Annotated in this window: 24 protein-coding genes; 9 read left to right on the forward strand and 15 right to left on the reverse strand. The window is 54.9% G+C overall.

The window, feature by feature from the left end; all coding sequences use genetic code 11:
• Positions 1-25: 25 nt before the first annotated feature.
• From NQH49_RS13780 to zipA, 3 genes are all read right to left on the reverse strand, one after another.
• A complete protein-coding gene (locus tag NQH49_RS13780; RefSeq protein ID WP_008107783.1) occupies positions 26-244 on the reverse strand; it encodes a DUF3820 family protein in 219 nt (72 codons plus the stop codon).
• A 1-nt stretch (position 245) separates the two neighbouring features.
• Positions 246-2,264, reverse strand: a complete 2,019-nt coding sequence (ligA, locus tag NQH49_RS13785) for an NAD-dependent DNA ligase LigA (RefSeq protein WP_256697041.1) — start codon at positions 2,262-2,264, stop codon at positions 246-248.
• Positions 2,265-2,332: 68 nt separating this feature from the next.
• A complete protein-coding gene (zipA, locus tag NQH49_RS13790) occupies positions 2,333-3,310 on the reverse strand; it encodes a cell division protein ZipA (RefSeq protein ID WP_256697042.1) in 978 nt (325 codons plus the stop codon).
• A gap of 217 nt (positions 3,311-3,527) precedes the next feature.
• On the opposite strand from zipA, the gene cysZ reads away from it, so the two are divergent.
• The 5 genes from cysZ to crr all read left to right on the forward strand — a co-directional run bounded on the left by cysZ (position 3,528) and on the right by crr (position 8,474).
• Complete coding sequence (cysZ, locus tag NQH49_RS13795) at positions 3,528-4,286, forward strand: sulfate transporter CysZ (protein ID WP_256697043.1); 759 nt, start codon at positions 3,528-3,530, stop codon at positions 4,284-4,286.
• 140 nt (positions 4,287-4,426) lie between these two features.
• Positions 4,427-5,398 (forward strand): cysteine synthase A, encoded by a 972-nt coding sequence (cysK, locus tag NQH49_RS13800; protein WP_008107790.1) that lies wholly within the window; start codon positions 4,427-4,429, stop codon positions 5,396-5,398.
• Between the two features lie 388 nt (positions 5,399-5,786).
• Positions 5,787-6,044, forward strand: a complete 258-nt coding sequence (gene ptsH / locus NQH49_RS13805; RefSeq protein ID WP_008107792.1) for a phosphocarrier protein Hpr — start codon at positions 5,787-5,789, stop codon at positions 6,042-6,044.
• Between the two features lie 157 nt (positions 6,045-6,201).
• Positions 6,202-7,929 (forward strand): phosphoenolpyruvate-protein phosphotransferase PtsI, encoded by a 1,728-nt coding sequence (gene ptsI, locus NQH49_RS13810; RefSeq protein ID WP_008107802.1) that lies wholly within the window; start codon positions 6,202-6,204, stop codon positions 7,927-7,929.
• 41 nt (positions 7,930-7,970) lie between these two features.
• Positions 7,971-8,474 carry a PTS glucose transporter subunit IIA gene (gene crr, locus NQH49_RS13815; protein WP_008107804.1) on the forward strand — a complete coding sequence of 168 codons (504 nt, stop codon included), beginning with the start codon at positions 7,971-7,973 and terminating at the stop codon, positions 8,472-8,474.
• Positions 8,475-8,688: 214 nt separating this feature from the next.
• Here the strand turns inward: crr and NQH49_RS13820 are convergent, their stop codons facing one another.
• The 11 genes from NQH49_RS13820 to NQH49_RS13870 all read right to left on the reverse strand — a co-directional run bounded on the left by NQH49_RS13820 (position 8,689) and on the right by NQH49_RS13870 (position 18,435).
• Positions 8,689-10,050, reverse strand: a complete 1,362-nt coding sequence (locus NQH49_RS13820; protein ID WP_256697044.1) for an ATP-binding protein — start codon at positions 10,048-10,050, stop codon at positions 8,689-8,691.
• Positions 10,047-10,727: a response regulator transcription factor gene (locus tag NQH49_RS13825; protein WP_008107810.1), complete on the reverse strand. Its 681-nt coding sequence runs from the start codon at positions 10,725-10,727 to the stop codon at positions 10,047-10,049. The genes NQH49_RS13820 and NQH49_RS13825 overlap by 4 nt, the downstream gene beginning before the upstream one ends.
• A 177-nt stretch (positions 10,728-10,904) precedes the next feature.
• Positions 10,905-11,786, reverse strand: a complete 882-nt coding sequence (gene cysM, locus NQH49_RS13830; protein ID WP_256697045.1) for a cysteine synthase CysM — start codon at positions 11,784-11,786, stop codon at positions 10,905-10,907.
• Between the two features lie 72 nt (positions 11,787-11,858).
• Positions 11,859-12,947 carry a sulfate/thiosulfate ABC transporter ATP-binding protein CysA gene (gene cysA / locus NQH49_RS13835; protein WP_008107812.1) on the reverse strand — a complete coding sequence of 363 codons (1,089 nt, stop codon included), beginning with the start codon at positions 12,945-12,947 and terminating at the stop codon, positions 11,859-11,861.
• A complete protein-coding gene (gene cysW, locus NQH49_RS13840) occupies positions 12,937-13,809 on the reverse strand; it encodes a sulfate/thiosulfate ABC transporter permease CysW (RefSeq protein WP_256697046.1) in 873 nt (290 codons plus the stop codon). Before cysW ends, cysA begins: the two co-directional genes overlap by 11 nt.
• Entirely contained in the window at positions 13,809-14,642 is an 834-nt protein-coding gene (gene cysT / locus NQH49_RS13845; protein WP_256697047.1) for a sulfate/thiosulfate ABC transporter permease CysT, read from the reverse strand. The genes cysW and cysT overlap by 1 nt, the downstream gene beginning before the upstream one ends.
• Entirely contained in the window at positions 14,642-15,658 is a 1,017-nt protein-coding gene (locus tag NQH49_RS13850; RefSeq protein ID WP_256697048.1) for a sulfate ABC transporter substrate-binding protein, read from the reverse strand. The genes cysT and NQH49_RS13850 overlap by 1 nt, the downstream gene beginning before the upstream one ends.
• A gap of 207 nt (positions 15,659-15,865) precedes the next feature.
• Entirely contained in the window at positions 15,866-16,762 is an 897-nt protein-coding gene (locus NQH49_RS13855) for a Dyp-type peroxidase (RefSeq protein ID WP_256697049.1), read from the reverse strand.
• Positions 16,763-16,864: 102 nt separating this feature from the next.
• Complete coding sequence (locus NQH49_RS13860; protein WP_256697050.1) at positions 16,865-17,485, reverse strand: RpoE-regulated lipoprotein; 621 nt, start codon at positions 17,483-17,485, stop codon at positions 16,865-16,867.
• A 63-nt stretch (positions 17,486-17,548) separates the two neighbouring features.
• Positions 17,549-18,010 (reverse strand): DUF2919 domain-containing protein, encoded by a 462-nt coding sequence (locus NQH49_RS13865; RefSeq protein ID WP_256697051.1) that lies wholly within the window; start codon positions 18,008-18,010, stop codon positions 17,549-17,551.
• The gene (locus tag NQH49_RS13870) at positions 18,010-18,435 is read right to left on the reverse strand and encodes a GNAT family acetyltransferase (RefSeq protein WP_007889032.1); all 426 of its coding nucleotides are present in this window, start codon (positions 18,433-18,435) and stop codon (positions 18,010-18,012) included. Before NQH49_RS13870 ends, NQH49_RS13865 begins: the two co-directional genes overlap by 1 nt.
• 211 nt (positions 18,436-18,646) lie before the next feature.
• Here NQH49_RS13870 and amiA point away from each other — a divergent pair, with 211 nt between their 5' ends.
• Entirely contained in the window at positions 18,647-19,504 is an 858-nt protein-coding gene (amiA, locus tag NQH49_RS13875; RefSeq protein WP_008107837.1) for an N-acetylmuramoyl-L-alanine amidase AmiA, read from the forward strand.
• Positions 19,505-19,552: 48 nt separating this feature from the next.
• Entirely contained in the window at positions 19,553-20,464 is a 912-nt protein-coding gene (hemF, locus tag NQH49_RS13880) for an oxygen-dependent coproporphyrinogen oxidase (protein WP_256697052.1), read from the forward strand.
• Between the two features lie 39 nt (positions 20,465-20,503).
• Here the strand turns inward: hemF and maeB are convergent, their stop codons facing one another.
• Positions 20,504-22,783 (reverse strand): NADP-dependent oxaloacetate-decarboxylating malate dehydrogenase, encoded by a 2,280-nt coding sequence (maeB, locus tag NQH49_RS13885; RefSeq protein WP_256697054.1) that lies wholly within the window; start codon positions 22,781-22,783, stop codon positions 20,504-20,506.
• A gap of 289 nt (positions 22,784-23,072) precedes the next feature.
• On the opposite strand from maeB, the gene tal reads away from it, so the two are divergent.
• The gene (gene tal / locus NQH49_RS13890) at positions 23,073-24,023 is read left to right on the forward strand and encodes a transaldolase (RefSeq protein ID WP_256697056.1); all 951 of its coding nucleotides are present in this window, start codon (positions 23,073-23,075) and stop codon (positions 24,021-24,023) included.
• 69 nt (positions 24,024-24,092) lie between these two features.
• Positions 24,093-26,102 (forward strand): transketolase, encoded by a 2,010-nt coding sequence (gene tkt, locus NQH49_RS13895; protein ID WP_256697057.1) that lies wholly within the window; start codon positions 24,093-24,095, stop codon positions 26,100-26,102.
• Positions 26,103-26,229 lie beyond the last annotated feature (127 nt).

Below are 26,229 nucleotides of genomic sequence, written 5' to 3' on the forward strand. Positions count from 1 at the left end.
CGGCCCGCAAATGCGGGCCGTTTTGTTATTCACTGCGCTTGAGCGGTTTAATTAAACCTTCCAGACCTTCGATCTTAATCGTCAGCGTCAGCTGCATCAGTTCGCCTAACTTACCGGCCGGAAATTCATCTTTACGGGCGAACCACAGCAAATACTCCTCCGGTACATCAATCAGCACTCTGCCCTTGTACTTGCCGAACGGCATCACGGTATTGGCGATTTCAACCAGTTGCTGTTTATCCACGTTAGGCTCCGAGCAGGCGAATCATTTCCGCTTCGTCGATCACCGCAATGCCGAGTTCCTGCGCTTTCGCCAGCTTGGAACCGGCCGCTTTACCCGCAATCAGCAAATCGGTTTTCTTCGACACGCTGCCGCTCACTTTAGCGCCCAGCGCCACCAAACGTTCTTTGGCATCATCACGGTTCATCTGCGACAGAGAGCCGGTCAAAACCACGGTTTTACCGGCAAACGGACTATCAATCTCTTCGACATTGACCACTTCAACCTTTGGCCAATGCACGCCAATCTCTTCGGTGAGATCGCGAATAACGGCGCGGTTGCTCTCTTCATCCATAAAATTACGCACATGTGTCGCCACCACTTTGCCGACATCCTGCACTTCAATTAGCGCATCAAGATCGGCGTTCATCACTTTTTCCAGCTCGCCAAAGTGATTGGCAAGGTTAGCGGCGGTAGCTTCGCCGACTTCACGAATACCCAGCGCATAGAGGAAACGCGCCAGCGTGGTGGATTTGGCCTTTTCCAGCGCATCAACCACGTTCTGCGCCGATTTCGGCCCCATGCGATCGAGTCCGGTTAGCTTACCGGCGGTAAGACGGAACAGATCGGCGGGCGTTAAGACGTACTCTTTCTCAACCAGCTGATCGATGATTTTGTCGCCCATGCCATCAACATCCATCGCACGACGCGAAACGAAATGTTTGAGCGCTTCTTTGCGCTGCGCGCCACAAATCAGACCACCGGTGCAGCGCGTCACCACTTCCCCCTCCACGCGTTCAACGTCTGAACCGCACACCGGGCAATGACTTGGAAAAACGATTTCACGCGTCTCTTCCGGGCGCTCCGATTCCACCACATTGACCACTTGCGGAATCACATCACCGGCGCGGCGAATCACCACTTTGTCGCCGATGCGCAATCCCAATCGGGCGATTTCATCAGCGTTATGCAAAGTTGCGTTGCTCACCACAACACCGGCAACCTGAACCGGCTCCAGTCGCGCCACTGGCGTAATCGCGCCGGTGCGGCCTACCTGGAATTCGACATCGCGCACGAACGTCATCTGTTCCTGCGCCGGAAATTTAAAGGCCACTGCCCAGCGCGGTGCGCGCGCCACAAAGCCGAGCTGCTCCTGCAGCGCCTGTGAATCGACCTTGATAACCACGCCATCAATGTCGAAGCCGAGCGACGGGCGCTCTTGCTCAACCTGACGATAAAACGCCAACACTTCATCGGCGCTGTGTGCCAGGCGAATACGATCGGTGACCGGTAATCCCCACGCCTTAAACTGTTGCAGACGTTGCCAATGGCTGGCGGGCATTTCACCGCCTTCCAGCAGACCAAAACCGTAGCAGAAGAAGGTCAGCGGACGTTTGGCGGTAATGCGCGGATCGAGCTGACGCAGCGAACCTGCCGCTGCGTTACGGGGGTTTGCAAAGACTTTCGCGCCGGTGCGGCGTGCTTCTTCATTCAGCTTTTCAAAGCCGCTTTCGGTGATGAATACTTCGCCACGCACTTCAACGCGTGCGGGAATGTTATCGCCATGCAGACGCAGCGGAATGGCGTGAATAGTACGCACGTTCGCCGTGATGTTTTCCCCGGTAGTGCCATCTCCACGTGTCGCCGCGCGCACCAGCAGGCCATCTTCATACAGCAAACTCACCGCTAAGCCATCCAGCTTGAGCTCGCAGCAATAAGTCAATTCGTCAGTGCTTTTAAGGCGATCCTGCACGCGTTTATTGAAGGCAAGGAAGCCCGCTTCATCAAAGGTGTTATCCAGCGACAACATCGGCACTTCATGACGCACTTGCTCAAAAGCCGCCAGCGGTGCCGCGCCCACGCGTTGTGTCGGGGAATCAGGCGTAATCAAGTCAGGATGAGCGCTTTCCAGCTCGCGCAGCTGAACCATCAATCGGTCATACTCTGCATCCGGAATCTCCGGCGTATCCATCACGTGGTAGAGATATTCGTGGTGACGTAACGTGGTGCGCAGCGCGGTAATCTGCTCCTGAACCGATTTCATAGTCTCTTATCCGATAAAAAACCCCCGACATGCGGGGGTTGTATTTGTTTTGACTCAGCTAGCGGCGATTAACCGATAACTTCGCGAATACGCGTTTTGTAGGTTTCCAGCTTCTGCGGCGTCATCATGCGACGCTCATCATCCAGCACCACGCCGCCCACATCATCAGCGATACGCTGCGCGGATTGCAGCATCAGTTTGAAGTTCTGGTTCGCATCGCCGTACGACGGCACCATCATAAAGATGGAGATGCCAGGCGTTGAGAAGTTGCCCATCTGATCCGGATCGAATGAACCCGGTTTCACCATGTTCGCCAGGCTAAACAGCACCGGACCGCTGCCTGCTGGGCTAAGATGGCGATGGAAAATGTTCATCTCACCAAACTGGAATCCGGCCTGCAGAATTCCCTGCAACAGCGCTTCACCGTTCAGTTCGCCGCCCGCGTGTGCAGCAACGTGCAGCACTAATACGGCTTCTTTTTTACTGCCCGGCGCAGCAGCCGCTGGCTGTGGCGCTTCCGGTTGATGTGCGACTGGCGCTTCAGGTTCGAATTCTGGCTCTTCTGCCGCTTGGAACTCTGGCGCAGGCTGCGTTGCGGAAAGCGGTTCGTTATCCAGCAGCGGATCGGCCTGAATCGGTTGTGGTGCAGGCGCTGACGTTGGCTTCGCCATGGGCGCTTGCGGCGCCACTGGCTTACGCACTTCAGGTTCGTCATCCAACAAAGGATCGCCCAATAACGGGTCGGCCTGACGTGATGCCGGTTGACGCACAGGTTCAGGCGCACGCGGTGCGCTCGCTGGACGCGCAGTGAATTCAGGTTCTTCATCCGCATCACGATGACGACGTACACGGACTTCGCCGACGCCATCATCTTCTTCGCTCAGCAGATCTTCATCGGCTTCTTCGCGCTGTTTCAGACGTTTGTGCGGGCGATCACGAAACACGGAGGAGCGCTCTTTACGGCTGGTCCACAGTCCATGAAGTAGCAGCGCTATTATGGCGATCGCGCCAACAACGATTAATATCAGACGCAAATCCTGCATCATTGTATTCTCTGTTGTTCCAATACCTTGCCACCACGGCAAACTTTATCCTCTAACTGTATTTGCCCAGCTAAACAAGTGCAAGTCTGTGCAGTATTTTCTGACAAATTAGATAGCTGCCCCACGCTTTTTTGCTGTTTTTTCGCGCAAAGCAGGCCTGAAGCCGACAAAAAGCCAGGTTATGATGGTCGCGCCGCTATATTTAGGAGAAAGGCTCGCTATGCCCGCAGGAAATTCGGTCTCAACTTTTAATGGTGTTCACTACTTCGCTGAAGGATGGAAACTGGTGCGCCTGCCCGGAATTCGTCGCTACGTTATCATGCCGCTACTGATCAACATCGTGCTGCTTGGCGGTGCTTTTATCTGGTTGTTTCAGCGTTTGGGGCAGTGGATCCCAGCATTGATGTCACATATCCCCGACTGGTTGCAGTGGCTAAGTTATCTGCTGTGGCCGCTATCGGTGATTTCGATTGTGTTAGTGTTCAGTTACTTCTTTTCGACGCTGGCGAACCTGATTGCCGCGCCCTTCTGTGGCTTGCTCGCCGAACAGCTTGAAGGGCGATTGACCGGAACGCCACTGCCCGATAGTGGCTGGATGGCCATGGTTAAAGATGTACCGCGCATCATGAAGCGAGAGTTACAGAAGCTTGGCTACTATTTGCCGCGTGCGCTTGGTTTGCTGTTGCTGCACTTCATCCCTGGATTTGGACAAACGGTGGCACCGGTTCTATGGTTTTTATTCAGTGCGTGGATGCTGTCCGTGCAGTATTGCGATTACCCCTTTGATAACCACAAAGTGAGTTTTCAGCAGATGCGTCAGGCGCTGCGCCAGCACAAAAGCGCCAATATGCAGTTTGGTGCGCTGGTGAGCCTGTTCACCATGATCCCGATTATCAATCTGGCGATTCTGCCAGTGGCGGTATGCGGAGCAACGGCCATGTGGGTCGATCGTTATTATGCACAACATGCGCGCCGCTAAAGCTTTAAAATGCCTTATGCATTTTTGCGTAAGGCTTATGGTTGTGCGCTATATAGATATGCGATTTCTTTCCTTCCGCACATCATTAGAACAGGTATGCTCTGAGGGTTCCCAATATTTCATACAGTTAAGGACGAGCTATGAGTAAGATCTATGAAGACAACTCTCTGACAATTGGTCATACGCCGCTGGTTCGACTGAACCGCATCGGTAACGGCCGCATTCTGGCTAAGGTCGAGTCGCGCAACCCGAGCTTCAGCATCAAATGCCGTATCGGTGCCAATATGATTTGGGACGCGGAAAAACGCGGTATTTTGAAGCCGGGCGTTGAACTGGTGGAACCCACCAGCGGTAATACCGGTATTGCGCTGGCTTACGTTGCCGCAGCGCGCGGTTACAAGCTGACGCTGACCATGCCAGAAACCATGTCTATTGAGCGCCGCAAGCTGCTGAAAGCGTTGGGTGCTAACCTGGTGCTGACCGAAGGTCCAAAAGGCATGAAAGGTGCCATCGCGAAGGCGGAAGAGATTGTCGCCAGCGATCCGGATAAATATGTGCTGCTGCAGCAGTTCAGCAACCCAGCCAACCCGGAAATCCACGAAAAAACCACCGGCCCAGAAATCTGGGAAGATACCGATGGTGAAGTTGACGTGTTCATCGCAGGCGTGGGCACCGGCGGTACGCTGACTGGCGTGAGCCGCTACATCAAGAACACTAAAGGCAAGAAAGAGCTGATTACCGTTGCCGTTGAGCCAACCGATTCACCGGTCATCGCTCAGGCGCTGGCGGGCGAAGAGATCAAACCGGGTCCACATAAAATTCAGGGCATTGGTGCCGGTTTCATTCCTGGCAACCTTGACCTGAAATTGATTGACCGCGTAATCGCCATCACCAACGAAGAAGCCATTAGCACCGCACGTCAGCTGATGGAAGAAGAAGGCATTCTGGCAGGTATCTCTTCAGGTGCTGCCGTTGCCGCTGCACTGAAGCTGCAAGAGGATGAAGCCTTCGCCAACAAGAACATCGTGGTGATCCTGCCCTCCTCCGGCGAACGCTATTTAAGTACCGCACTGTTTGCCGACCTCTTCACTGAGAAAGAACTGCAGCAGTGATGCTCAAAGTCTGAAACTGACGAAAAAAGCACCCGCATGGGTGCTTTTTTGTGGTGCAGATCCCACTTTTATCACCAGACAGATTGCTTTCAGTGATGCGGCTCTGGTATTTAAGCTTCCAATTATTTCGGTGCCTGAAATTAATCTGCCTTTGAAGTGGATCAAGCTGAATCGATTTACTGATTTGGCGTAACGGCGAATCACGGCATAATGAGAAGAGTGACGCATTCGTGCAGTTTTTGATCTGTCACTGTTAATGACGTACTCATTCGAGCGCATTTTATGGTGAGCTTAAAACCATACCAGCGCACCTACGCAGGCTAAAGTTACGGCTCCAGGCTAGACTTTAGATCCATAACACCAAACCTGATAAAGTTGGGGAAATAGAATGTTCCAGCAAGAAGTTACCATTACCGCACCTAACGGCCTTCATACTCGTCCTGCAGCCCAGTTCGTTAAAGAAGCAAAGGCTTTCCAGTCAGAAATCACTGTGACCTCCAATGGCAAATCTGCCAGCGCGAAAAGCCTGTTCAAACTGCAGACTTTGGGTCTGACGCAAGGTACGGTTGTTACGCTGTCTGCCGAAGGTGAAGACGAGCAGAATGCGGTTGAGCACCTGGTCAAGCTGATGGCTGAGCTGGAGTAACCGGCTCAGTTCGCAACTAAACCGACCCCTTTGCCCCATTGAGTGCAAATATCTTGATCGCGGACAACCTGTCCGCGTTATTGCATCTTTAGAGTACTGCTCCGCGACAGTGGCGACGCATCGGGTCAATGAGCCATCGTGATTAAAAGGTAGGGTTATGATTTCAGGCATTTTAGCATCACCGGGTATCGCTTTCGGCAACGCACTTTTGCTGAAGGAAGATGAGATCGTCATTAGCCGTAAAAAAATTACTGACGATCAGGTTGAGCAGGAAGTTCAGCGCTTCCTCGATGGACGCAGCAAAGCTGCTTCACAGCTCGAAGCCATTCGCATTAAAGCCGGTGAAACCTTCGGTGAAGAGAAAGCGGCGATCTTTGAAGGTCACATCATGCTGCTCGAAGACGAAGAGCTTGAGCAGGAAATCATCGACCTCATCAAAAAAGACCACGCTACCGCTGACGCCGCTGCTCACACCGTGATTGAAGGCCAGGCCGTTGCACTGGAAGAGCTGGATGACGAATATCTGAAAGAGCGTGCGGCTGACGTACGTGATATCGGTAAGCGTCTGCTGCAGAACATTCTCGGTCTGCACATTGTTGATTTGAGCGCGATTGCTGAAGAATCTATTCTGGTGGCGAAAGATTTAACGCCGTCAGAAACCGCACAGCTGAACCTGAAAAAGGTGCTGGGCTTTATCACCGATATTGGTGGACGTACCTCTCACACCTCTATCATGGCGCGTTCACTCGAGCTGCCAGCCATTGTCGGCACCGGTAACGTGACCACCACCGTGAAAAACGGTGATTTCCTGATCATTGATGGCGTGAACAACAAGATTTACGTCAATCCTTCCGAGCAGGAACTGGAAGAGCTGAAAGCGATCCAGACGCAATATCTTTCTGAGAAGCATGAATTGGCGAAACTGAAAGATCTGCCAGCTATTACGCTGGACGGCCATCAGGTTGAAGTCTGCGCTAACATCGGTACCGTGCGCGATGTCGCTGGTGCAGAGCGCAACGGCGCAGAAGGTGTTGGCTTGTATCGTACCGAGTTCCTGTTTATGGACCGCGATTCACTGCCAACCGAAGAAGAGCAGTTCCAGGCATACAAAGCGGTTGCTGAAGCTGTGGGTTCGCAGGCGGTTATCGTGCGTACCATGGACATCGGCGGCGATAAAGATCTGCCTTACATGAACCTGCCAAAAGAAGACAACCCGTTCCTCGGCTGGCGCGCGATTCGTATCGCGATGGACCGCAAAGAGATTCTGCATGCGCAGCTGCGCGCGATTCTGCGTGCATCCTCTTTCGGTAAACTGCGCATCATGTTCCCAATGATCATTTCAGTAGAAGAAGTTCGCATTCTGAAAGGCGAGCTCGAGCTGCTGAAAGCGCAACTGCGCGAAGAAGGCAAATCCTTTGATGAGTCCATTGAAGTGGGCATCATGGTTGAAACGCCAGCATCCGCAGTGATTGCTCGCCACCTGGCGAAAGAAGTCGACTTCTTTAGTATTGGGACAAATGACCTGACGCAGTATACTCTGGCGGTCGATCGTGGTAATGATTTGATTTCACACCTCTATAACCCAATGACGCCGTCTGTTCTGGGCCTCATTAAGCAAGTGATCGACGCATCACATGCCGAAGGGAAATGGACCGGCATGTGTGGTGAGCTGGCTGGTGATGAACGTGCTACACTACTGTTACTGGGAATGGGGCTGGACGAATTCAGCATGAGCGCCATTTCAATCCCAAGCATCAAGAAAATCATTCGTAATACTAATTTCGAAGATGCGAAGGCATTGGCGGAGCAGGCTCTGGATCAACCAACAGCGGATGATTTGATGAATTTGGTCAACAAGTTCATTAAAGAAAAAACGCTCTGCTGATCCACGGACGCTAGCCTCAAATTACTGCTTAGGAGAAGATCATGGGTTTGTTTTCTAAACTTTTTGGCGAAAAATCAGAGAGCGCGTCAGGCACTATCGATATCGTTGCGCCTCTGTCAGGCGAAATCGTAAATATCGAAGACGTACCTGATGTGGTATTCGCTGAGAAAATCGTTGGTGACGGTATCGCAATCAAACCAACCGGCAACAAAATGGTTGCACCGGTTGATGGTACTATCGGCAAGATTTTCGAAACTAACCACGCATTTTCAATCGAATCTGATAACGGCATCGAACTGTTTGTTCACTTCGGTATCGACACGGTTGAGCTCAAAGGTGAAGGTTTCAAACGCATCGCTGAAGAAGGCCAGAAGGTTAAGAAAGGCGACGTGGTGATCGAGTTTGATCTGGCACTGCTGGAAGAGAAAGCGAAATCCACGCTGACGCCGGTTGTAATCTCGAACATGGACGAGATTAAAGACCTGATCAAACTCTCCGGTCAGGTAACTGTGGGCGAGACTCCGGTTATCCGCATCAAGAAGTAAGCTTCGGCTGATTCGTGAGAATTGTAAAACGGCACCCAATGGGTGCCGTTTTTGTTTACTTAAAAATTAGAGTTCTGAATGCGCGAGGTGAGGTCAGGACGACGGGCCAGAGGAGTAAAGCGTCTCGCGCCAGGGAAGGCGCGAGCCGAGGCCCAGGGACGGTTTATGCCGTCTTTACGATCTGCCCCGTCGTCCTGACCGACAACACCAAGCCTCAATCCTGCTTCCAACGCGGCAACCTTAATGTCAGCTCCAACCCCCCTTCCGGGCGATTTACCGCCTGCACTTCTCCGTGATGCGCCAGAATCACCTTACGCACAATTGAAAGCCCTAAGCCGTAGCCTTTGCCCATCAGCGGAGAATTCACGCGGACAAACGGGTCGAAGATACTCGAGAGCTTCTCATCGTCAACTCCCGGCCCTTGATCGCGCACGCTTATCGCCAGCCACTGATTCTCCGCCTGCAGGCGTACATGGATATGCTGCCCTTTATGCGAGAAACGCAGCGCATTACGCAGCACATTCTCCACGCCACGGCGAATCAGCTCTGCATTGCCGTGAACGGTGTAATCCGCGTTCTCATCAACCTGAAAATCGACTTTCACGCCTGGAATTTGCGCCTCGTAGCGCACATCAGTCACCACCGCATGCAGCAGGCCGGTAAGGTCGAAATACTGTTCGCCCGGCATACTCTCGTGCTCAGCACGCGAAAGTGTCAGCAGCTCACCAATCATCTTGTCGAGGCGCCGAGCCTCCTCATCAATACGATTGAGTGAGGATTCGACGGATTCTGGGGTCTGACGTGCTAAGCCGGTCGCCAACTGCAATCGCGCCAGCGGTGAACGTAGCTCGTGGGAGATATCATGCAGCAGCTCCTCGCGCGCTTTTACCAGCGTATCGAGGCGCTCCACCATCGCATCAAAATCCTGCGCAACGTTTGACAGCTCGTCATGGCGTTTACGCATCACCGGATAGAGCCGCACCGACAAATCGCCGCTGGAGACACGCGCAAAGCCCTCGCGCAGCTGCCGCATCGGCCGCGTCAGGTTCCACGCCAGCAGCAGGCTAAACAGCAGCCCCAGCGCGCCGGCGAAGGTAAACATCGGTTCTGGGATATTCAGGATGCGACGCGGGCCGCCGCCGCCCATCGAGCTATCTTCACGCAGGCCTTTAACGTCATAACGCAACTCGTACTGTTTACCATCCTGCCCTTTCACCCAACGCACAATCACATTGGGAAAAGGCCCATGAAACGGTGCGCTAAAGGTTTCCGGTGGCGCATCGCCCGGCGTGGTAACGGGTTTATCGTGCTGAATGACGGAGAAAAACTGACGATCGTTCGGCTCCCAGTCCGCCATCATGTCATCCAGCGAGCTCAGCCCGCCGCGCTCCAGCACTGAGACGGCGGAAGCCATTTGCAGATTAACGATACGGCGAATCGCGACAATCTCGGGCGGCTCATGTCGATTACCGGAGAGCGTAAAGCCCAGCCACAACAGCTGGCTGATGATGACAAACACAATCCAGAAGCCGAGCAAAATCTTCCAGAACATGCGGCCGCGATAGCTGTGTTTCATCGAATGCGATAACCAATGCTGCGCACAGTTTCAATATTGACGCTGTCGGCGGTTAACGCAGCCAGCTTTTGACGGATGTTGCTGATATGCACATCAACGCTACGATCGTAAGCTTCGCGCGGACGGCCAAGGCCTTTTTCCGACAGCTCATCTTTCGATACCACGCGGTCCGGCGCACGCAGCAGCAGATCCAGTAGATTGAATTCTGAAGCCGTCAGGTCGAACGCTTTGCCCTGCCATTCGGTGATACGTGTGGCGGGATTGAGGCTGAGATCGCCCCAGCGCAGCAGCTCTTTCTTATCCGGCAGCGGAGTTTGATCTTCAAAGCGCCGCAGCACGGCACGCAGACGTGCCACCAGTTCACGCGGGTAACACGGTTTCGGCATATAATCATCCGCGCCCATTTCGAGGCCGATAACACGATCGATGTTGTCGCCTTTCGCCGTCAACATAATCACCGGCAAACGGCTGTTCTGGCGCACCTGACGCAGCACATCGATGCCGCTCATATCAGGCAGCATGATATCGAGAATCATCGCGGTATAATTACCCGACAGCGCACCTTCAACACCGGCGCTTCCGGTTAAAACCAATTGCGTTTCAAAGCCTTCCGCAATCAGGTATTGGCTCAGCATGGTGCCAAGCTCTACATCATCATCAACCAGCAGGATTTTCATTTTTATCTCTCGTACAAAATTGCCGCTATTTTGTCCTGACTCCGCCGCGAACGCAGCCGGTTTTACGCGATCCTTACAGTGCTTACGCTAGACGATTATTAGGGGAACTATAGACAAAAATGGCCCAGTCATACTTTAAAGGTATGCATAGGCCAAATTAAATGCGGGGAAAATCGCTCAATGGAAAACGCCGGTGGAGAGATAGCGATCGCCACGATCGCAAACAATCGCTACCACCACGCTGCCTGGCTGCGCGGTTGCGATACGCAAGGCGCCCGCCACCGCGCCGCCAGAGCTAACGCCACAGAAAATCCCTTCACGCTGCGCCAGCGCGCGCATGGTCTCTTCCGCTTCGCGCTGCGCCATATCGATCACCTCATCCACCAGCTCCGGACGGAAAATACCGGGCAGATAGGCTTCGGGCCAGCGACGTATACCGGGAATGCTGCTGCCCTCTTGCGGCTGCAGGCCAATTACCTGCACCGCAGGCGCGAACTCTTTCAGGTAACGTCCCACGCCGGTGATGGTGCCGGTGGTGCCCATGCTGGAGACAAAATGCGTCATACGGCCAGCGCTTTGCTGCCAGATTTCCGGGCCGGTGGTGAGATAGTGGCCCAGCGGGTTATCGGGATTGTTGAACTGATCCAGCACACGCCCTTCGCCACGCTCGGCCATTGCTTGCGCCAAATCGCGCGCCCCTTCCATGCCCTGCTCGCGCGTCACCAGTAATAACTCAGCGCCATAGGCGCGCATCGCGTCCTGACGCTCCTGGCTCATGTTATCAGGCATCAGCAGACGCAGCTTGTAGCCTTTCATCGCGGCGATCATCGCCAGCGCAATGCCGGTGTTGCCGCTGGTGGCTTCGATTAGGGTATCGCCCGGTTTGATATCACCGCGCAACTCCGCCTGATGAATCATCGACCAGGCCGCACGATCTTTCACGGAACCGGCTGGATTGTTGCCCTCCAGCTTTAGCCAGATCTCGCTGCCGTTATCAGGCGTCAGGCGCTGCAACTTAATCAACGGCGTATTGCCGATGGTATTTTCCAGTGTGGTCACGGTTTGATTCCAGACGAAAGAAGTGCAAATAAAACGGGCGGGAAAGTCCCGCCCGAAGGAGTGTCAAAAATATCAGGCGCTCTCGGCAAAGGCAACCGGGCGCAACGGCGTAGTGCCATGGTAAATTCGCGCCTGTTGCAGGCCAACGAACAGGCGTTCACCGCGAATCGGTGCGTTATGGTCGCCATCAAACACCACCGAGAACACATCGCCCTGCCAACCGCTCGGCTGCACCACCAATTGCCAGAAGTGACCACGCGGGCTGATCTCCAGCACCTGCACCGGTAAAGGCGTTTCCAGACTGCTCTGGCGTGAAATATCGATTTCCCACGGACGCAGGAACAGCTCAACCTCGCCCTGATGCGCCGGCGTATAGCCCAGCGGCCAGCGATGCGCGGCAACATGGAACTGCGAGCCGTGCACTTCGCCCGCAAAGCGATTCACTTCACCGAGGAATTCGAGCACAAAGCGCGTCGCCGGGTCGCGCCACACGTCATCTGGTGTGCCAACCTGTTCGATGTTGCCCTGGCTCATCACCACCACGGTATCCGCCACTTCCATCGCTTCTTCCTGGTCGTGGGTGACGAACACGCTGGTGAATTTCAACTCTTCATGCAGCTGACGCAACCAGCGACGCAGCTCTTTACGCACCTGCGCATCAAGCGCGCCAAACGGCTCATCCAGCAGCAGAATTTGCGGTTCTACCGCCAACGCACGCGCCAGCGCCACACGCTGCTTCTGTCCACCAGACAACTGCGCCGGGAAACGGTTTCCGAGATGGGAAAGTTGTACCATCTCAAGCAGACGCGTAACGCGCTGTTTGATCTCAGCAGCGCTCGGACGTTCACGACGTGGCAGCACCGTCAGGCCAAAGGCGATGTTGTCGAACACCGTCATGTGGCGGAACAGCGCGTAATGCTGGAAAACGAAGCCCACCTGACGATCGCGCGCATGGATGCGACTGACGTCTTTGCCATTGAAATGGATTTGTCCGCTGTTCTGATGTTCCAGCCCAGCGATGATACGCAGCAGCGTTGTTTTACCGGAGCCGGACGGCCCCAGCAGCCCCACCATCTTGCCGGAAGGAATATCCAGAGAGATGTCGTTCAGTACCGACGTGCGGTCAAACGATTTGTTGATTTGTTTAATCTCAATGCTCATGATTTTCCTCCTGTAGGCGCTTCTGCTGATGCTCTAATCGCCACTGCACCACGCTTTTCAGAAACAGCGTTACAATTGCCATCAGGGTCAGCAGCGCGGCGGCGGTAAAGGCGCCCACGGTGTTGTAATCCTGATGCAGTAATTCAACCTGAAGCGGCAAGGTATAGGTTTCGCCGCGAATCGATCCCGAAACCACCGAGACCGCACCAAATTCACCAATCGCTCGTGCGTTGGTCAGAACCACGCCGTACATCAGCGCCCAGCGGATATTTGGCAGCGTCACGCGGCGGAACATCTGCCAGCCGGATGCGCCAAGCAGCACCGCCGCTTCATCTTCGTGGCTACCCTGGCTCAGCATCACCGGCACCAACTCACGCACCACAAACGGACAGGTAACGAAGATGGTGGCCAACACCATGCCCGGCCAGGAGAACATAATCTGAATGTTGTGCGCATCCAGCCAGCCACCGGCAGGACCGTTGACGCCCCAGAACAGCAGATACATCAAACCGGCAACCACCGGCGACACCGCAAACGGGATATCAAACAGCGTCAACAGCAGTTGGCGACCAGGGAAAGTAAAGCGCGTTACCAGCCACGCCAGCAGCGTACCGAACACCATATTGACCGGCACGGTAATCAGCGCCACTAACAGGGTCAGCCAGATGGCGTGCAGCATGTCACCATCTTTCAGGTTATTCAGCGAGGCAACCAAACCCTGGTTGAGCGCTTCCCAGAAGATGGAAACCATCGGCACCACCAGCAGCAGGATGGAAACCAGCGCGCCGATGCCAATCAGCAGCCACTTACCCCAGTTGACTGGCTGGCGGTCAGCGTGATTGATGTGTGAAATTTCCGCCATCAGTGGCCTCCTAAGCGACGGCCAAAGCGGCTCTGCAAGGTGTTAATCGCGAACAGCAGCAATAAGGAAGCGGCCATGATCACTGACGCGATGGCGCTCGCCGCCGGATAATCAAACTCCTGCAGACGCACGAAAATCATCAGCGAAGTCACTTCGGTTTTCCACGCGATGTTACCGGCGATAAAGATCACTGCGCCGAACTCACCGATACTGCGGGTAAACGACAGCGCGGTACCGGCCAGCAACGCCGGTGCCACTTCTGGCAGCACCACGCGACGGAAGCTCTGCCAGCGCGTAGCGCCGAGGGTTTCCGCTGCTTCTTCATATTCCGGACCTAACTCTTCCAGCACCGGCTGCACGGTACGCACCACAAACGGGATGCTGGTAAAGGCCATCGCCACGGCAATACCGAGCCAGGTATAAGAGACTTTGATATCAAAATGCGCCAGCCATTGGCCGTACCAGCCGTTGACCGAAAACAGGCCTGCCAGCGTTAAGCCCGCCACCGCAGTTGGCAGCGCAAACGGCAGATCCATCAAACCATCAAGCAGCGTACGTCCGGGGAAGCGATAGCGGGTCAAAATCCACGCCATCAGCATGCCGAATACCGCATTGAACAGCGAAGCCACGCCCGCTGCCAGAATCGTCACTTTGTACGCAGCAACCAGCTGTGGATGAGTGATTACATCCCAGTATTGCGCCAGCGTCATCTGCGACAATTGCATCAGCAGCGCGCTGATCGGCAGCAGCAGAATCAGGCAGGTGAAGAGTAAGCTGGTGCCGAGGCTCAATCCAAAGCCGGGCAAGACACGTTTTTGAGCGAGCGCAAACATTAACCGCGCCCCGCTGCCAGTAGTTTGTCCAGCTCACCGCCACTGGCGAAATGGATTTTCATCACGTTGTCCCAGCCGCCAAAGGCATCTTTGACGTTGAACAGTTCAGTTTGTGGGAAGCGATCTTTCTGCTCCGCCATCAACTGCGCATTGTTCACGCGATAGTAGTAACTGGTGATAATTTTCTGCGCTTCAGGCGTGTAGAGATAATTCAGATAGGCTTTGGCCGCGTCGGTGGTGCCGTTGTGCTCGACATTTTTGTCGACCCACGCCACCGGGAACTCCGCCAGAATATTGGTTTTCGGCACGATCACGTCGTACTGATCTTTGCCGTACTGATTACGGATGTTATTCACTTCCGATTCAAAGCTGATCAGCACATCGCCCAGCCCGCGCTCGGCAAACGTAGTGGTAGCGCCGCGACCGCCGGTATCAAACACTTCAACGTTCTTGAGGAACTTCGCCATATAAGCTTCAGTTTTAGCTTTATCGTTGCCATCAGCCTGATCGGCAGCGCCCCACGCGGCTAGATAGGTATAACGACCGTTACCGGACGTTTTTGGATTTGGGAAAATCAGCTTCACGTTATCGCGCGCCAGATCGGCCCAGCTGTGAATCTGCTTTGGATTACCCTTACGCACCAGAAACGCCATGGTGGAGTAAAACGGTGAGCTGCTGTTTGGCAGACGCTGTTGCCAGTCAGCGGGAATCAGTTGGCCTTTATCATGCAGCACCTGCACATCAGTAACCTGATTGTAAGTCACCACATCGGCGCGCAGACCTTGCAGAATCGCCAGCGCCTGCTTAGAAGAACCGGCGTGCGACTGCTTGATGGTCAGCTTGTCATTGGGATGCGCAGCGTCCCACTGCTTTTCAAAGGGTGCATTCAGGGCAACAAACAGTTCGCGCGAAACGTCGTAGGAGCTATTCAGCAACTCGGTTGCTTGCGCCGCACTGGCTAAAGCACACGACAGCGCGATACCGCCAAGCCATTTTTTCGAAATCGGAAGTGTCATGCTGCACCCTGAAAGACGGCAGTTAAGCCAATGCCATTAGATGCTGTCAGTGTATTTATAACTCAGGGGAAAGCTGTAACGGTTTTATATATCGTTTAGGGATTTCAAAGTCTAAAAAGGCATAAGACGGCGGGAGAATTTATGCGGTGAGTGGGATTGAAGTGTGCGGCGTTTCGTAGGGTCGCCATTTATGGCGACCTCGCTTAATTACAGCGCTGTAAGCACATCCAGCGACGGCGCAAAAAAGTAGCTTCCACTCACCGGTTTAGTGAAGCGCAACATCGCGTCCATTTTTCCGTCGCGCTCGCCAAACATACTCAGCAGCTGCTGCTCAATATTGTAGAGACGATGACAGTAAGAAATGAAAAAGAGGCCATGCGTACCGCTGGCGCTGCCGTACGGCAAGCTTTGGCGCAGAATCTTCAGCCCTTTGCCCTCTTCTTTCAGATCGACACGGCTGAGATGCGACGTCACCGGACGTCGATCGCCTGGCAGCTCTTCATCCGTCTCTTTGGTACGACCAATAATCGCTTCCTGCTTCTCTACTGCCATACGATTCCACAGCTTGAGGTTATGCTCCCAGCGTTGGGTAAACACATAGCTGCCGCCCGCATCGGGGCCTGCGCTGATAATCGCCACATCCTTGCGCGCTTCGCCCTGCGGGTTTTCCGTGCCATCGACGAAGCCCGACAAATCGCGGTCTTCAATCCAGCGGAAACCGTGCGTCTCTTCTTCGATATTGACGGCAGCAGCAAAGGCGCTGAGTGCGGCCTGAGCGAGCGCGAAGTTCACGTCGTGTCGTTGAGATTGAATATGGATCAGCAAATCGCGCTGCGTGGCCGGCGCAATGCCGTTACCGAGCGCGGCGAAAGCTTTGAGTTCAGGTGCAGAAGCGTTGCCTTGCAGATCGCGCCACAGCGCATCGCCAAAGGCGATCACCGCGCCCATTCCGGCATCACTGAATTTAGTTTGCAGCGCTTCAAGCTGCTGCAGGAAGGATTTGCTGCCCTGGCGCAGCGCGTCAAGATCGCCCGTGACGCGGGCTTCGAGCCAAATGGCGAAACGGCGGTGTTCCAACAGGATCCCGCTCTGAAACTGAGACATTGCACTGCTCTCCGGCATGAAAGTTAGACGATGTTTTTTTCGCCCGTATCATACCGGAAAGCCACACTCTTTGAGCGGGTGTTTAAGCAAGTTTTATCTTGTTTAACGCTGCCAGACAATCTTGCTGATTTTCCAGCTTTTCAGGGTATCGTCCGACGGCATCAAGCCTTCCGGACCATGCCATTCTCCGCTATAGATGTAGGAGAGGTGCTGACTACCCGGCGCACGGCACTCAACATTACGTGCATCGAGACCGGTGACCATTTTGCAGTTATTAAAGGCTTTGCTGAACTTCGCGCTGAACAGATCGCCGATCTTGCTGCCGTCCGCCGCTTTGGCATCGGCATCCTGCACTTCAATGCGCTCAACGCTGGTGCTGCCGTTAATCACCAATTTAACCTTGTCGCCATCCAGCGCCTGCCAGAAATCCACCACCTGACCATTCTGCGTGCGCATGCCCTGACGCAATTTGTAATCGCCGTTCAGCGCTTTATTAATGGCGTCTTCCGACATTGAGGTGGTGCTCGTCAGGCCCGCAACGCCTTGCTCGGTGACCTCCAGCGATCCACCAAACCAGCCGAGCGGATTGAGCGCCGACCAGTGATAGCTCAGCGGATTGTACCAATGGCTTTCGCTATCGCTCGCGTTGGTTGAGGAACCCGAACTGGCGCAGCCGGCCAAAACCATGCTGCTAACCAGCAGTGCGTGACGAACAACTTTCATGAAAACTCCTTGATCTGCTAAGCCGATTGGCGTGCCTGTTGGAGTAGCAAACCGGCAAAAAGTTTATTCGATGTGCTGATGTTCCGGCAGAAAGCAGTCGCGCAGGCGCGGTTGCGTTTGCAGCCAGAACAGCGCCAGCAGGTCAAATAGCGTCAATAACAGCGGCAGCGGCGAGTCGGGAAAGGCGCCTTGCAGCAGGCTGGAACCTTGCCACAGCAGGCTGATGAGCAGCGATGCACTTAATACATGGCGCCAGCTTTGCCACAGGCGCGGCCAGCGCTGGCGATAGCCGGTCAGTAACAAGCCAATCGCCGCCGGAATGCCTAACGCCAGTCCCAGCCAGAAGCTTTGGCGATCGGGATAGAACAGCGCCAGCAAATCATTGCCCTGCTGACGCGATGCGCCCGCCATCACCAGCAGCAGCCAGGTGCGCGCCTGTAATAACAGGATCAGCCAGAAAAGAAATGGCAGCCGCAGCTGCCCTTTCGCATCGTACTCTTCAGGAAGGTATTTCAAACCGACCATTAATACTCGCGATCTTCAATCAAACGCTTGCCCAGCAGCAGCGAATCCACCGGCTCGTACTCGAGCTTTTCGTAGAACGCCACTACCTGATCGTTCTCTTCACGCACCATCAAATTGATTTTTGGGCAACCGCGCGCAATCAGCTTCTTCTCGAGACGATTCATCAACGCATTAGCAAAGCCACGCCCCTGATAATCAGGATGCACCGCCAGATAGTAAACGGAGCCGCGATGGCCGTCGTAACCGCCCATCACCGTACCGACCACTTCGCCACCGACTTCCGCAACCAGAAACAGTTCCGGGTCGTGGTTCATTTTGCGTTCGATGTCCAGCTCGGGATCGTTCCATGGGCGTAACAAATCGCAACGCTCCCAGAGCGTGATCACTTCTTCAAAATCTTCCTGGCGGAAAGAACGGATTTCCATCGACGTTACCCTGCTGTTAGGCACAATTCGCTGATTATCACGCATTCTTTGCCAGGCGCAACCCTCACGCGTGACAACGGGGCAAAAAAAGCGCGACATCGCTGTTAGTCAGTTGCAATAGAAAGTAAACACTTGAAATAGTTACGAGGTCGCCGCCTGGCAATTGTTACGCTATAACACTGGGCAGGATTTACCTGCCATGGACCCGTAAATGAAGAAGATTTCACTGCTTAAGCGCCTTACCAATCGTCGCCAACTGATACTTTCCGGTTTAGCGCTGGCGGTGTTGTCACCGCGCGCGGTACAGGCCAAAGAACAGAACAGCGATTTGCGCGTCAGTCCGCGTCATACGCCACCGAAACCCGCCAGCAACGGCAAACGCATCGTGATGATCGATCCCGGCCACGGCGGCATCGATTCCGGCGCTGTCGGCGAAGAGGGTTCGGAAGAGAAACACATCGTGCTGGCGATCGCTAACACCGTGAAGACATTGCTGCAGTCGCATCCGCGCATCGAAGTGCGCCTGACGCGCGACAGCGACCACTTTATTCCGCTCTATCAGCGCGTCGAAATTGCCCATCAGCACGGCGCTAACCTGTTTATGTCGATTCACGCCGACGGCTACACCAGCCCCGATGCGAACGGCGCATCGGTATTTGCCCTTTCCAATCGCGGTGCCAGCAGCGCGATGGCGCGTTACCTGTCACAGCGTGAAAACGACGCCGACAAAGTGGGCGGCGCCGAGGTGCAGGATAAAGATCATTACCTCAACCAGATTCTGTTCGATCTGGTGCAGACCGATACCATCCGCAACAGCCTGACGCTGGGTAAACACGTGCTCGATCAGATTCGCCCGGTGCATCATCTGCACAGCCAGCACACCGAACAAGCCGCGTTTGCGGTGCTGAAATCGCCGTCGATTCCGTCGGTGCTGGTGGAAACCTCCTTCATTACCAATCCGCGTGAAGAGCAATTGCTCGGCACGCAGGCGTTCCGCCAGAAAATTGCCAGCGCCATTGCCGACGGCATCGCCCGCTACTTCGATGAGGTCGATCGTCGCGAAGCATAGCCTTTATCCTGTGGTAGAATCGCGGCAAATTTCTGGAACGAGTGACTGATGAGCAATCCCGATATTTCCCGCGTCAAAGCCTTTTTGCTGGCGCTGCAAGATGATATTTGCGCCCAATTAGCGGCGGAAGATGGCAAGGCGAGCTTTGCCGAAGACGAGTGGCAGCGTCCCGGCGGCGGCGGTGGACGCAGTCGCGTCTTGCGTGATGGCGCGGTATTTGAACAAGCTGGCGTTAACTTCTCGCACGTACACGGCGATCAAATGCCAGCATCCGCTACCGCACATCGTCCCGAACTGGCTGGCCGCAGCTTTGAAGCGATGGGTGTGTCGCTGGTGGTGCATCCATCCAATCCTTACGTACCAACCAGCCACGCCAACGTGCGCTTCTTTATTGCGGAAAAACCGGGAGCCGATCCGGTGTGGTGGTTTGGCGGCGGTTTCGATCTCACTCCCTATTACGGCTTCGAAGAGGATGCGCTGCACTGGCATCAAACCGCACACGATCTGTGCCAGCCGTTTGGTGAAGAGATTTACCCGCGCTACAAAAAGTGGTGCGACGATTACTTCTATCTCAAGCATCGCGACGAGCAGCGCGGCATCGGCGGCCTGTTCTATGACGATCTGAACACGCCCGATTTCGATTACTGCTTCGATTTCATGCAGGCGGTCGGCAACGGTTTCGCCGCTGCCTATCTGCCGATTGTGGCGAAGCGCAAAGCGCTGCCGTGGGGCGATCGCGAGCGCCAGTTCCAGCTTTACCGTCGTGGTCGCTACGTCGAGTTCAATCTGGTGTGGGATCGCGGCACGCTGTTTGGCCTGCAAACCGGCGGCCGCACCGAATCGATTTTGATGTCGATGCCACCGCTGGTGCGCTGGGAATATGATTATAAGCCAGAAGCCAATTCCCCCGAAGCCGCGCTGTACCGCGATTTCCTGCCAGTCAAAGATTGGCTGAAATAACCCGTAGGGTCGCCATTCATGGCGACCTTTTTGATAGTTTTATAACGGTTCAGTCTGCGCCTCCACCACCGCTAACGCCACCATATTTACAATGCGCCGCACCGATGCGATGCGCGTCAACACATGCACCGGTTTGCTGATCCCCATCAGCACCGGTCCCACCGTGACACCCTCGGAGCAGGAGACGCGCAGCAGGTTATAGCTGATACGCGCCGCTTCGACGTTCGGCATAATCAGCAAATTTGCGGTGCCTTTCAGCGGGCTATCTGGCATCAGTTCGCGGCGAATGCTCTCAACCAGCGCCGCGTCGCCGTGCATCTCGCCATCAATTTCCAGTTCCGGGGCGCGTTGCTGAATCAGCGCCAGCACGTCGCGCATTTTGCGCGCGCCCGGCGCATTCGAGGTGCCAAAGCTGGAGTGCGACAGCAGCGCCACGCGCGGTTCAATGCCGAAGCGTCGCACCGTTTCCGCCGCCAGCAGCGTGATATCCGCGAGCTGCTCGGCGCTGGGATCTTCATTGACGTAGGTGTCGGCAATAAAGGTGTTGCCGCTCGGCAGCAGCAGCGCATTCATCGCGCCCGCCACCTTCACGTCTTCACGCAGCCCAAACACTTTCTCCACCACGTCGTAATGTTCCTGATAATCGCCGATGGTGCCGCAGATCAGCGCGTCAGCCTCGCCGCGATGCACCATGATTGCGCCAATTAACGTAGGATTGCCGATCACAGCGCGCTGGGCGGTTTCCGGCGTCACGCCACGCCGTTTCATGATCTGGTAATACTCGTTCCAGTACTCTTTGAAACGCGGATCGGACTCGTTATTAACGATCTCAAAATCTTTACCCGCCTCGATCTTCAACCCCTGCTTTTGCAGACGCATGGCGATGACGTTCGGGCGACCAATCAGAATCGGTTTCGCCAGGCCCAGTGTTACCAGTTCCTGCGTGGCATGCAGCACGCGCACCTCTTCGCCTTCGGCCAGCACCACGCGTTTGGGATCTTTGCGCGCCTGCGAGAAGATCGGCTTCATAAACAGGTTAGTTTTGTAGACGAACTCGGTAAGCTGCTCACGATAGGCATCAAAATCTTCTATTGGTCGCGTGGCGACGCCCGATTCCATCGCCGCTTTGGCTACCGCTGGCGCGATCTGAACAATCAAACGCGGATCAAAAGGTTTGGGGATCAGGTATTCCGGGCCAAAGCTTAGATCCTGATCGTCATACGCCGACGCCACCACATCGCTCTGTTCCGCCTGCGCCAGCGCCGCAATCGCGTGTACCGCCGCCAGCTTCATCTCTTCATTGATCGCCGTGGCACCCACATCCAGCGCACCACGAAAAATAAACGGGAAGCACAGCACGTTGTTCACCTGATTGGGGAAATCAGAGCGACCGGTGCAGATAATCGCGTCGGGCCGCACCTGTTTCGCCAGCGGCGGCATGATTTCCGGTTCGGGATTGGCTAGCGCCAGAATCAGCGGATCCTGCGCCATCTTCTGCACCATTTCCGGCGTTAAAGCTTTGGGACCAGAACAACCGAGGAAGATATCTGCGCCGCCAATCACCTCATCCAGCGTGCGTGCGCCGCTGTCGGCTACCGCGTACGCGGCTTTGGTCGGCGTCATATTCGGCTCGCGATCGCGATAGATCACGCCTTTGGAATCGCAAACCACAATGTTGTGCTGCTGCATGCCGAGCGCCACCAGCAGATTCAGGCAGGCAATCGCCGAAGCACCCGCGCCGGAGACCACCAGCCGCACATCGCTGATGGCTTTTTTGACGATGGTTAAGCCGTTGAGTACCGCGGCAGTACAGATGATCGCCGTGCCGTGCTGATCGTCGTGGAACACCGGAATCTGCATGCGCTCACGCAGCTGTTGCTCAATATAGAAGCACTCGGGCGCTTTGATATCTTCCAGGTTGATGCCACCAAAAGTGGGTTCCAGCGCGGCAATCACCTCAATCAACTTATCGGGATCGCGCTCATCGATTTCGATATCAAATACGTCAATGCCAGCGAACTTTTTAAACAGCACGCCCTTGCCTTCCATCACCGGCTTACTCGCCAGCGCGCCAATATTGCCCAATCCCAGCACCGCCGTACCGTTGGAGATCACCGCCACCAGATTGCCGCGCGCGGTGTATTTGCGTGCCGCCAGCGGATCGGCGGCAATTTCCAGACAAGGCGCGGCGACGCCGGGCGAATAGGCCAGCGCCAGATCGCGCTGTGTGGCTAACGGTTTGGTGGGTGAAACCTGAATTTTTCCGGGCGTGGGGAATTGGTGAAAATCGAGCGCGCTTTGCTTGAGTTGATCGTCCATTGGGCATCCTTTGGCACCGCTAAATGAGCCATCAGTATAGGAATTTGCGGCACACAAGAGGGTGAAGGCGCTCAAAGAACGCACAGTACAAAGGGCACGGATTGCTACCGCTGCGCCTGCGGCTTTGTCACAGCCTGCTATCCTTATTGATGGCAAAACGCGTGGCTGAAGCGTTTCAGAGAAAACGCATTTTCTTCGTGAAACGTCTGTAGCACTGTGTTGGACCGGACTATAACAGGAATGGGCACCACAGATTTGCCCACAAATTTGCTCATCAAGGAGTTAAGCGATGAACCAGCTAGATGCATTAAAACAGTACACCACCGTGGTGGCAGACAGCGGCGATATCGAATCCATTCGCCATTATCACCCGGAAGATGCGACCACCAACCCATCATTGATTCTGAAAGCCGCCGGTCTCGACGCCTACAAACATCTGATTGATGACGCCATCGACTACGCGAAAAAACAGGGCGGCAGCAAAGAGACGCAAATCATCAACGCCAGCGACAAAGTGGCAATCAACCTCGGTATGGAAATTCTGAAAAGCGTACCGGGCCGTGTTTCGACCGAAGTGGATGCGCGCCTCTCCTTCGATCGTGGCATGTGTGTGACCAAAGCCGAGAAGCTGGTCCGTCTGTACGAAGAGCATGGCATCGACCGCTCACGCATTCTGATCAAGCTGGCTTCGACCTGGGAAGGCATCAAAGCCGCCGAGGAGCTGGAAAAAAACGGTATTCAGTGCAACCTGACGCTGTTGTTCTCCTTCGCTCAGGCGCGTGCCTGTGCTGAAGCCGGTGTGTTCCTGATCTCGCCGTTTGTTGGCCGAATTTACGACTGGTACAACTCCCGCAAACCGATCGACCCGTACGTGGTTGATGAAGATCCGGGCGTGAAATCTGTGCGTCGTATCTACGATTACTACAAGAAGCACCGTTACAGCACCGTCATCATGGGTGCCAGCTTCCGTAAAGTAGAACAGATACAGGCGCTGGCCGGCTGTGACCGTTTGACCATTTCCCCTAACCTGCTGGAAGAGCTGGCCAACAGCGATGCGCCGCTGGAGCGTAAGCTGGAGCCATCAACCGAAGGCTTCCATCAGCCGGCTTCACTGTCTGAAGCGGAATTCCGCTGGGAACACAATCAGGATCCGATGGCGGTAGAAAAACTGTCAGACGGCATCCGTCAGTTCGCCATCGACCAGCAGAAGCTGGAAGACGTGCTCTCTTCTCGTCTGTAATCCGCACTCACTCTTATGGCGGATGGGCATTTGCTCATCCGCTATCGCCAAATCACAAGGGAGAACCTTATGTCTTCACGCAGAGAGTTGGCTAACGCGATTCGTGCACTCAGCATGGATGCGGTACAAAAAGCAAATTCCGGACATCCCGGCATGCCGATGGGCATGGCCGATATCGCCGAAGTTTTATGGCGCGATTTTCTCCACCATAATCCCAATAATCCGGCATGGATTGATCGCGATCGCTTCATTCTTTCCAACGGTCACGGTTCAATGCTGCAATACAGTTTGCTGCATCTCACCGGTTACGATCTGCCGATGGAAGAGTTAAAAAACTTCCGCCAGTTACATTCCAAAACGCCAGGTCACCCGGAACTCGGATACACGCCAGGCATCGAAACCACCACCGGTCCGCTCGGCCAGGGTTTAGCCAATGCCGTGGGCATGGCGATTGCCGAGCGCACGCTGGCGGCGCAGTTTAATCAACCCGATCACGATATCGTTGACCATTACACTTACGTGTTTATGGGCGATGGCTGTTTGATGGAAGGCATCTCGCACGAAGTGTGCTCGCTGGCCGGTACGCTCGGTCTTGGCAAGCTGATTGGTTTCTACGACCACAACGGTATCTCGATTGATGGTGAAACCGAAGGCTGGTTCACCGACGATACGCATAAACGCTTTGAAGCCTATAACTGGCATGTGATCGGCAGCGCAGAGGGTATTGATGGCCACGATCCAGAAGCCATTGCGGCGGCCATCAAGGAAGCGCAAAGCGTTACCGATAAGCCGTCACTGATCATCTGCCGCACGGTGATTGGTTTCGGTTCGCCGAATAAAGCCGGTAAAGAAGAGTCACACGGCGCAGCGCTGGGCGAAGAAGAAGTGGCGCTGACGCGACAGAAACTCGGCTGGAAGTACCCGGCGTTCGAGATTCCCAAAGAGATTTATCAGCAATGGGATGCTAAAGAAGCCGGCAGTCAGCGTGAGAAATCCTGGAATGAAAAATTTGCCGCCTACAAAGCCGCCCATCCGCAGCTGGCAGAGGAATTCAGCCGCCGCGTGAGTGGCGAAATGCCGGTAAATTGGGAAACGGAAACCCAGAAATTTATTGAGCAGTTGCAGGCTAATCCGCAAAAAATTGCCAGCCGTAAAGCCTCGCAAAATACGCTGGAAGTGTATGGCAAGCTGCTGCCGGAATTCCTCGGCGGTTCGGCGGATTTGGCACCAAGCAACCTCACTATTTGGTCGGGTTCAAAATCGATCAAAGAAGATCTCGCCGGTAACTACATTCACTACGGCGTGCGTGAGTTTGGTATGACGGCGATTGGCAACGGCATCGCCACGCACGGCGGCTTCGTGCCGTACACTGCAACCTTCCTGATGTTCGTCGAGTATGCGCGTAACGCGGTGCGCATGGCGGCGCTGATGAAAGCGCGTCAGGTGCTGGTGTATACGCATGACTCCATCGGCCTCGGCGAAGATGGCCCGACGCACCAGCCGGTTGAGCAAATCGCTGGCTTGCGCGTTACGCCAAACCTCAGCTTGTGGCGTCCATGCGATCAGGTGGAAACCGCTGTAGCCTGGAAAGCTGCCGTTGAGCGCCATCACGGGCCAACCGCGCTGATTCTGTCGCGTCAGAATCTGTTGCAGCCGGATCGTAGCAAAGAGCAGGTGGCGAATATCGCGCGCGGGGGTTACGTGCTGAAAGATAGCGCGGGCACACCGGAAGCGATCATTATCGCCACCGGTTCAGAGATTGAAATCGCGCTCGGCGCGGCGGAAAAACTCACCGCCAACGGCCACAAGATTCGTGTCGTGTCGCTGCCGAGTACCGACGTGTTTGATAAGCAGGATGCCGCTTATCGCGAATCGGTGCTGCCATCTGGCGTGAAAGCGCGCGTGGCGGTCGAAGCCGGTATTGCGGATTACTGGTACAAGTATGTCGGGCTGGACGGCGCGATTGTCGGTATGACCACCTTTGGTGAGTCTGCTCCGGCCGGCAAACTGTTCCCGGAATTTGGTTTCACCGTCGAGAACATCGTTAGCCATACCGAAGCATTACTCAAGCCACACTAATCGATCTGGCCCTGCGTCTTTTTGGCGTAAGGGCCATTTTTTGATCACAGCCTGATACAGAAAAAAATCTGCCCTGCCCTCTTCACGCCTCGCTCAAACTGATTACTATAAGCTTTCCTCCGATTCT

This window comes from Pantoea trifolii (assembly GCF_024506435.1).
In the GTDB taxonomy this organism is placed as follows: Bacteria; Pseudomonadota; Gammaproteobacteria; order Enterobacterales; family Enterobacteriaceae; genus Pantoea; species Pantoea trifolii.